Source organism: Mycobacterium sp., assembly GCF_049585075.1.
Classification (GTDB): Bacteria; Actinomycetota; Actinomycetes; order Mycobacteriales; family Mycobacteriaceae; genus Mycobacterium.
Genome location: NZ_JBAUZA010000148.1, coordinates 1 through 8,173, shown reverse-complemented (window position 1 = coordinate 8,173; position 8,173 = coordinate 1). Strand labels below are relative to the sequence as shown.

General features: G+C 66.1%; 9 protein-coding genes. 2 read left to right on the top strand and 7 right to left on the bottom strand.

Annotation, left to right across the window (positions count from 1 at the left end):
- The 3 genes from WB785_RS07015 to WB785_RS07005 all read right to left on the bottom strand — a co-directional run.
- Window positions 1-762 (bottom strand): sugar phosphate isomerase/epimerase family protein (locus WB785_RS07015; RefSeq protein WP_424078088.1); only part of this gene is annotated, 762 nt, incomplete at its 3' end.
- A gap of 18 nt (window positions 763-780) precedes the next feature.
- A complete protein-coding gene (locus WB785_RS07010; protein ID WP_424078087.1) occupies window positions 781-1,803 on the bottom strand; it encodes a hypothetical protein in 1,023 nt (340 codons plus the stop codon).
- A complete protein-coding gene (locus tag WB785_RS07005; protein WP_424078085.1) occupies window positions 1,800-2,819 on the bottom strand; it encodes a hypothetical protein in 1,020 nt (339 codons plus the stop codon). Before WB785_RS07005 ends, WB785_RS07010 begins: the two co-directional genes overlap by 4 nt.
- Window positions 2,820-2,867: 48 nt before the next feature.
- On the opposite strand from WB785_RS07005, the gene WB785_RS07000 reads away from it, so the two are divergent.
- A complete protein-coding gene (locus WB785_RS07000; protein ID WP_424078084.1) occupies window positions 2,868-3,662 on the top strand; it encodes a hypothetical protein in 795 nt (264 codons plus the stop codon).
- Between the two features lie 2 nt (window positions 3,663-3,664).
- Window positions 3,665-4,588 carry a hypothetical protein gene (locus tag WB785_RS06995; protein WP_424078083.1) on the top strand — a complete coding sequence of 308 codons (924 nt, stop codon included), beginning with the start codon at window positions 3,665-3,667 and terminating at the stop codon, window positions 4,586-4,588.
- 2 nt (window positions 4,589-4,590) lie between these two features.
- Here the strand turns inward: WB785_RS06995 and regX are convergent, their stop codons facing one another.
- The 4 genes from regX to WB785_RS06975 all read right to left on the bottom strand — a co-directional run bounded on the left by regX (window position 4,591) and on the right by WB785_RS06975 (window position 7,994).
- On the bottom strand, window positions 4,591-5,274 hold the full coding sequence (gene regX, locus WB785_RS06990; RefSeq protein ID WP_424078081.1) for a two-component sensory transduction protein RegX: 684 nt from the start codon (window positions 5,272-5,274) through the stop codon (window positions 4,591-4,593).
- A 31-nt stretch (window positions 5,275-5,305) separates the two neighbouring features.
- Window positions 5,306-6,550, bottom strand: a complete 1,245-nt coding sequence (locus WB785_RS06985; protein WP_424078080.1) for a sensor histidine kinase — start codon at window positions 6,548-6,550, stop codon at window positions 5,306-5,308.
- A gap of 130 nt (window positions 6,551-6,680) precedes the next feature.
- Entirely contained in the window at window positions 6,681-7,433 is a 753-nt protein-coding gene (locus WB785_RS06980; RefSeq protein ID WP_424078078.1) for a phosphoglyceromutase, read from the bottom strand.
- A gap of 24 nt (window positions 7,434-7,457) precedes the next feature.
- A complete protein-coding gene (locus tag WB785_RS06975) occupies window positions 7,458-7,994 on the bottom strand; it encodes a YbjN domain-containing protein (protein ID WP_424078077.1) in 537 nt (178 codons plus the stop codon).
- Window positions 7,995-8,173 lie beyond the last annotated feature (179 nt).

Genomic DNA, 8,173 nt, shown 5'->3' with positions numbered 1-8,173 from the left:
GGTGGACACCTCCAACACGACATGGCCGGCGAAATCGCCGGCGGCCAGCATCTCGCACACCTCGACGACCGGCTGGTTACCGCGGCCCGGCGCCAGATGCTCGTCGGCGGGCATCCCGGTGCCGTCGCACAGGTGCAAGTGCACCAGACCCGAACCCATCCGCTGCGCCATGTCCACCGCGTCGGTCCCCGCCGTCGCGGTGTGCGACAGGTCCAGCGTGTAGTGCGCGTGGTCGCCGTCCAGCGGGTCGTAGGACGGCGCGAACGCCGATATCCCCGGCCCGGGCCCGCCGCCCCGCCTGCGCATCCGCTCCTTCAGCTGCTCAGCCCTAAAGAACCGGTCGGCTCTAAACGGGAACATGTTCTCCACGGCCACCAGCACATCGCTGGATGCCTCCAGGGTGGCGACCTGCTCGGAGAACCCGTCGGCGTAACGCCGTTGCCAGCGAAACGGCGGATGCACGACGACGGTTTGGGCGCCCAGCTTTTCGGCGGCCCGCACGCTGCGTTCCAGCTTGGGAATCGGATTTGAGCCCCACACCCGCTGTGAGATCAACAGGCACGGCGCATGAACCGACAGCACCGGCATCCGGTAACGCTGGGAGAGTTTCTGGACGGCGTTGATGTCCTGGCTGACCGATTCGCCCCACACCATCAGCTCGACGCCGTCGTAGCCGAGCTTGTCCGCATACTCGAAAGCGGCCTCGGTCCTCATCGGGTATACCGAGGCCGTGGACAGACCGACCTTGATAGCTGGGCGCACGCGGGTTTCGCCGGGCGCCTAGCCGGATTGCAACAACGCTAACGGCCCCAGTGTGACCAGCGCCCCCACCGCCACCGCGATCAACGTGCTGCCGATGTCCTCTGTTTTGCGGACCACCCGCACGCCGACCACCAGGCCCAGGATCACGAGCACCGAGAGCACCAACGCCACGATGTTGTTCCACCGCCACAGCTGGTCGAACGCGATGAACAGCCCGGCACCGAATCCGACAGCCAGAATCGACTGCAGCACAACCATTCCGCCGGCCCGCATCGTTTCGGTTCGCGACCACGGATGAGCATCCCCGTCCACATCGTGGAAGTCGTCGGCGAGGTCCTCGGGGTAGTCCTCCTCGTCGGCGATGTCGGCGACATCCCGGTAGGCCGCGTCAGGACGCGATTCGACGTCGCCAGCGACGCTCTTACCGCGCGACCGGCCGGCAAACGAACGCAGGTACGAGCGCACATAGGCGGAGTCTTCGCCGCCGAGTTCGGCGTCCCGCACGTCGGTGTCCATCACGTCCACCGACATCCCCGCGTAGTCCTCCAGCGGGTCGGGGTTCATCCCCTCGGCGCCGGAGCGGTCTGGCAGCTGGTCTTCCGCGCCGCCCGAACGGCTGGCGTCGACACGGACGTTGTTGCGCGACGGCAGCGGGTACGGGCTGCGCTCGGGCCGCGATTCACGCGACTCGGGCCGTGATTCACGGGGGCGAGGAGGCGGCGACTCCGGCCAGCGCGGCTCGGGTTCGGACCAGTAGCGAGAGTGCTCGGCGGGTTCGTCGGAAACCAACTCATCGAGCCGAGCAGACCCGTTGGCTCGTGGGGCACGGGACTCCGGGACTGGTTGGCCGGCCGCTTCGGGTTCGATGCTGTCGTCGATCACCGGGATTTCGCCGGTCAGCTCGGCGACGGTGACCGCGTCGGAGTTGCCGCGGCGACGCCGACGGCGGTTGGGAACCGGGGCGCCGATCGTGCCGTTTTTGGCCAAGAGCTCGGCAACCGAGATGGGTCGGGTATTCGAGCTGTCCTGTGGTCCGGTCATCGTGTGTTGCCTCTCGATCGGTTAACTGCATTCCGATCAACTCGCTGGCTTTTAGCATCCCGCACGGAAGTCTCGACGAGGGCGGTTCCGTCAGCTTCGCTGTCGAGTTTGCGCAAAATGAGACCTTCTCGCAGCGCCCACGGACAAATGTCCACTGTTTCGATCGACAGCGCTCGCATACTCGCCTCCGCGACCAAAGCGCCCGCCACGATTTGCGGCGCTCGCTCGGCGCTCACTCCTTCCAGTTCAGCACGGTCAGCGGTCGTCATCCTAGATATGAAAGATATGAGTTGTCTGAGGCCATTCGCGGTGAGTGTGCGCTTGACCCGCGGCCCCGCGGCCGACGGCGCCGCACCGGTTAGTCGGGCCAGTGAACGGAAGGTCTTCGACGTTGCTACCGCGAGGTCGGGGCCGCCGGCCTCCAGCATTTTGGCGCTGGTTTCGGCCAGTTCGGAGTCCAGCCAGTCGCGCAGCATCGCCACCCGGCGCCGGCCGGGCGGATCGTCTTTGAGCCATTCGCGGGTCAGCCGCCCGGCACCCAGCGGCAGCGACAACGCGACTTCGGGTTCCTCGTCGACGCCGTTGGATAACTCCAGCGAGCCGCCGCCGATGTCGAGGTTGATGATCCGGCCCGCGCTCCAGCCGTACCACCGACGCACCGCGAGGAAGGTCAGCCGCGACTCGTCGACTCCTCGCAGCACTTGCAGCTCGACACCGGTCTCTTTACGCACCCGGGACAGCACGTCCTCGGAGTTCTTGGCGTCGCGGACCGCGGAGGTGGCGAACGCCATCAGTTCGGCGCAGCCCGAACTGTCCGCGATCTTTTCGAACTCGTCGATGGTTTCGATCAGCTCGTCGGCGCCGCGCCGGGTAAGTTTGCCGGAGCCGTCGATCGACTCGGCCAACCGCAGTGTCGCCTTGGTTGAGCTCATCGGTGTCGGGTGCCCGCCGCGGCGGGCATCCACCACGAGCAGATTGACCGTGTTGCTGCCGACGTCGAGCACTCCTAACCGCACGAAACACAACCCTACTGGTGAGCCGCCGAAAGCTTTGATTGGTCTACCGTGAAAACCGTGGCAAATTCGCAGCCAAATCATCCCGGTGAAGTCGAGTTGGACTTTGCGCGCGAATGGGTCGAGTTCTACGACCCGGACAATCCCGAGCATCTGATCGCCGCGGACCTGACCTGGCTGCTGTCCCGCTGGACCTGTGTGTTCGGCACTCCGGCCTGCCAGGGCACCGTGGAGGGACGTCCCGACGACGGATGTTGCTCGCACGGGGCGTTTTTGTCCGACGACGACGACCGGGCCCGGCTAGACGACGCTGTGTCGAAACTCACCGATGCCGACTGGCAGTTCCGCGAAAAGGGCTTGAGCCGCAAGGGCTATCTCGAACGCGACGAGCACGACGGTGAGAAGGCTTGGCGCACCCGCAAACACAAAGGCGCGTGCATCTTCTTGAACCGGCCCGAGTTCGAAGGCGGACCCGGTTGCGCGCTGCACAGCAAAGCATTGAAGCTCGGCGTGGCACCGCTGACGATGAAACCCGATGTCTGCTGGCAGCTGCCCATCCGTCGCAGCCAGGAATGGGTGACCCGTCCGGATGGCTCCGAGATCCTGAAGACCACAGTCACCGAGTACGACCGCCGCGGTTGGGGCGCCGGCGGCGCCGACCTGCACTGGTATTGCACCGGTGATCCGGCCGCTCATGTTGGAGCCGAGCCAGTCTGGGTGAGCCTCGCAGACGAGCTCGCAGAGCTGCTCGGTGAGAAGGCCTACGCCGAGCTGGCCGCAATGTGCAAGCGGCGCAGCGCATTAGGTCTCGTCGCCGTCCACCCGGCAACGCGGGCCGCCGAGTAAACGTGGACCTGCCGTCGCCCGCCGAACCACGTTGGCGCGGCCAGCCCGGGCGTCTGGAGGTCTGGTACGCAACGCTGTCGGATCCGGTGACGCGGGCCGGTCTATGGGTCCACTACGAGATGGTGTCCCCGACCGCGCCAACGGCGCGCGATCCCTATGCGCACGGCTGGGCGAGCTGGTTTCCGCCCGACGGGCCACCGCATACCGAACGCTTCGGACCCGAGCCCGTCGGACCGGCCACCGGGTCGGCCTGGCTCACCGTTGGCGATGCTCGAATCGCGTTGGAAGAGTTGGCCGGACGAGCGGGGTCACTGACATGGAACCTGAGCTGGAAGGACAGCGGTGCGCCGCTGTGGACCTTCCCGCGGCCGCTGTGGGAACGCGAACTGCTGCCCGGTGCACAGGTGGTTATCGCTCCGACCGCACAGTTCGCCGGCTCGCTGCGCACCGGCGACACCTCCCACCGGGTCGATGGGTGGCGCGGCGCGGTGGCCCACATCTACGGGCACGGCAACGCCAAGCGCTGGGGTTGGATCCACGCCGACCTCGGCGACGGCGACGTGCTGGAGGTGGTCACCGCGGTGTCGCGCAAAGCCGGTCTGCGCAGGCTTGCACCGATGGCATTCATTCGATTCCGTATCGACGGAAGAGATTGGCCCGCAAGCGTTTTACCGTCGGTGCGGATGCGGACCACATTGGGCCTGCGCCACTGGCAGCTCACCGGTCGTATCGGCGGTCGCAGGGTGCGCATCCGCGTTGACCAGCCCACCGAGCGGTGCGTAAGCCTGGACTACACCGATCCCGACGGCGCCGCCGCAGTGTGCACCAACAGCGAGCAGGCCAACATTTACGTCGAGGTTGGCGACCGCCGGTGGTCGGTGATCGGCACCGGCCACACCGAGGTCGGCTTGCGAGACGCCGAGTAGCGTCAGCTCTCCAGTTTGTAACCCAACCCGCGCACCGTCACCAGGTGAATCGGGTTGGCTGGGTCTGCTTCGATTTTCGATCGCAGCCGCTTCACGTGCACGTCGAGCGTCTTGGTGTCACCGACGTAGTCGGCGCCCCACACCCGATCGATCAGCTGCCCACGGGTCAGCACCCGTCCGCTGTTGCGCATCAGGTACTCCAGCAGGTCGAACTCCTTGAGCGGCAACGTGATCGGCTCTCCGTTAACCGAGACGACGTGGCGTTCGACGTCCATTCGCACCGGACCGGATTCCAGCACGCCGTCGGTGATCTCGGAGTCGTCGTCGCCGTGGCGGCGCAGCACCGCCCGGATCCGCGCGATCAGCTCACGCGCCGAATACGGCTTGGTCACATAGTCATCCGCACCCAGCTCCAGGCCGACGACCTTGTCGATCTCACTGTCGCGCGCGGTCACCATGATCACCGGCACGCTGGACCGGGATCGCAGCTGCTTGCACACGTCGGTGCCGGACATGCCGGGCAGCATCAGGTCGAGCAGCACGATATCGGCGCCGGATCGGTCGAACTCGGCCAGCGCCGACGGGCCGTCGGTCACCACGGTGGCCTCGAAGCCCTCCTTGCGTAGCAGAAATGCCAGCGGATCAGCCAGCGATTCTTCGTCCTCCACAATCAGGACACTGGTCATCAGCGCGACTCCTGCACAATCAGCGGACCGGTCATCGGTGTAGTTCTTCCTCTCGTTGGGGCTCTCGTTGGGGCATCTTGGGCCGGATTTCGCGCTCGGGCGGTTGGTCGGGTTGTTCGCACTCGGCGTCGTAGGCCGGGATCGACAGGGTGAACGTCGACCCGGTTCCCAGCTGGCTCCACAAGCCGATCGTGCCGTTGTGGTTGGCGGCGACGTGCTTGACGATGGCAAGGCCGAGCCCGGTGCCGCCGGTGGCCCGCGAGCGCGCCTTATCGGCGCGGAAGAACCGCTCGAAGACCCGCTCCTGGTCTTTGCGGTCGATCCCGATGCCGCGGTCGGTGACGGCGATCTCGATGTTCTCGCCGCGGCGGCGTCGGCTGATCGACACCAGCGAGCCGCGCGGCGAATACGCGATCGCGTTGGACACCAGGTTGGCCAGCGCGGTGACCAACAGCGCCTGCTCGCCCAGCATCTTCAAGCCGCTCGGCTCGTCGGTGCACACCGTGATATCAGCGTTGTCCGCAGGTACCTTGTGACGTGAAATCGCTTCGGAGACAACGGTATCGACGTCGACGGCGCCCATGTCCGGCAACCGTTCAGCCCCCTGCAGCCGGGACAACTCGATCAGCTCGCTGACCATGTCCCCCAGCCGGGTGGCCTCGACAAGCACCTTCTCGCCGAACCGCCGCACAGTCTCCGGGTCGTCCGCGGAGGCCAGCAGGGCCTCGGCGAGCACCGACATGGCGCCGACGGGCGTCTTGAGCTCATGGCTGACGTTGGCCACGAAGTCGCGTCTGGTGGCCTCCATCCGGGCGTATTCCGAGTGGTCGTAGACGAAGACCACGGCGAACCGGCGATCCTGCTCGCTCAGCAACCGCGCCTGCCCATGCACCGACACGCCCGATCGTCCGGGAACCGACCGCTTGCCTTTGCCCGGCAACAGGTCGAACTCGACGTCAGCGCCGTCGGCGAGGGTCTGCCGCGCCGCTTTCCAGGCCTGGTCATCGAGCTGACGCTCGCGCACCAGGCCGAGCTCCCGGGCCCGGCCGTTGTGATAGACGACGTCGCGGTGACGATCCACGACGGCAGTGCCCAGCGGCATCAGCGCGACGATGCGCTCCAGCATCTGCGCGACGGTGATGCCGGCCGCTTCGACGGCGACTCGATGGCGTCGCTCCAGCGTGCGCGGTGCCAGCCGCGCGCCCGTCGTGGCACCTACGACCAATGCCACGAGAACCAACACCCCGGCCAGTGACAGGGCCGAGAACACAGTCACATAAAAATCCTACACATCGGGTGAACGCCAACCCAGCAGCGCAAGGCCAAAATCGGACATGTCACACGCTACGAGACAGGTGTTCTATGGCAGTTCACCTCACGTTAGCCTTTTTGCCTGCAAAAAGGGTTTAACGGCCACCTTGGCTGGCCACCGCGGCCGCGCCGGCTGCCGCGGCTTCGGGATCCAGATAGCTGCCGCCAACGACCGTTGGGCGCATATCGGCGTCCAAGTCGTAGCGCAGCGGAATCCCGGTTGGGATGTTCAGGCTCACGACTTCCTCGTCGGACATGCCATCGAGATACTTCACCAGCGCGCGCAACGAGTTGCCGTGAGCGGCGATCAGGACCGTCTTGCCGACTCGCAGATCCGGCACGATCACGTCGGTGAAGTACGGCAAAAACCGGACAACCACGTCGGCTAAACATTCTGTCAGCGGCCCGCCACCGATGTCGGCGTAGCGCGGATCGGCGTCCTGGCTATACCGGCTGCCCTCCTCGATCGGCGGGGGCGGGGTGTCGTAGCTGCGCCGCCACGCCATGAACTGCTCCTCGCCGTAGCGGTCCTTGATCTCGGCCTTGTTGAGCCCCTGCAGCGAGCCGTAGTGCCGTTCGTTGAGCCGCCAGCTGCGCCGTACCGGGATCCACAGCCGATCGGCGGTATCCAGCGCCAGGTGCGCGGTGGTAATGGCTCGACGCAACAGCGACGTGTACACCACGTCCGGCAGCAAGTTGTGCTCGGCGATCAGCTGGCCGCTCCGCACAGCCTCGCCGCGGCCCTTGTCGGTTAGGTCGACGTCGACCCAGCCGGTGAACTGATTGCTCGCATTCCATTCGCTCTCGCCGTGGCGGAGCAGCACCAGCGTGGCTACCGCGTTCCCCATGACGGCAAGTCTCTCACGCGGCCGTTAATCGTCGTCGTCAATCAAATGGGCGAACGCCTCCAGGTTTTTCAGCGACTCACCGCGCGAAACCCGCCACTCCCATTCCTTCTGGATCGACGACCGAAAACCCAACTCCAACAACGTATTAAAGTCGCTATCTACTGCTTCGAGCACCTGCCCGAGCACCCGGTCGATCTCGGCGGCGTCCACCGATGCCAACGACATTCGGCCCACCAGGTAGATGTCGCCAACGTTGTCCAGCGTGTAGGCCACGCCGTAGAGGCGGCGGTTGCGTTTGAGCAGGAATCGATAGACGCCCTCGTGGTTCTCGTCGGGCTTGCGACAGACAAACGCTTCGATGCGCACCGAGTGCTCGCCGATGCTCAGGATGGTGTTGGTCTTGAGCTTGCGCTCGCCGGGCAACTCCACGATCACACCCGGCAACCCGCCATGCGCCCCGGGATGCCGGGAATAGGTGAGGTCGTTGGCGTCCAGCGTGTCCTCGATCACCTGCTGGACGTGAGTAACCGGGGCCGCCCCGCGGTCGTCCGCGCGGTTCATTGGCGCCACTCCTCGATCCCGGCTTCGCCGGCATCATCGTCGCCGGCGCGCGTCAAGCCCACGCCTCCCTGCGCGACGGCCGTCGACGGGCCTGACTGCCTCGGCGCGCCGTTGCCAGATTCCGCACCGAGCGACGGGCGGTGAAGTCGCCGATTGCGCGCCGGTAGCTGGCCAGCAGC

Excerpts from the sequence above, each read along its gene's own strand:
- WB785_RS06975 (WP_424078077.1), bottom strand. The coding sequence starts at position 7,994 with ATGAACCGCGCGGACGACCGCGGGGCGGCCCCGGTTACTCACGTCCAG.
- regX (WP_424078081.1), bottom strand. The coding sequence starts at position 5,274 with ATGACCAGTGTCCTGATTGTGGAGGACGAAGAATCGCTGGCTGATCCG.
- WB785_RS06980 (WP_424078078.1), bottom strand. The coding sequence starts at position 7,433 with ATGGGGAACGCGGTAGCCACGCTGGTGCTGCTCCGCCACGGCGAGAGC.
- WB785_RS07010 (WP_424078087.1), bottom strand. The coding sequence starts at position 1,803 with ATGACCGGACCACAGGACAGCTCGAATACCCGACCCATCTCGGTTGCC.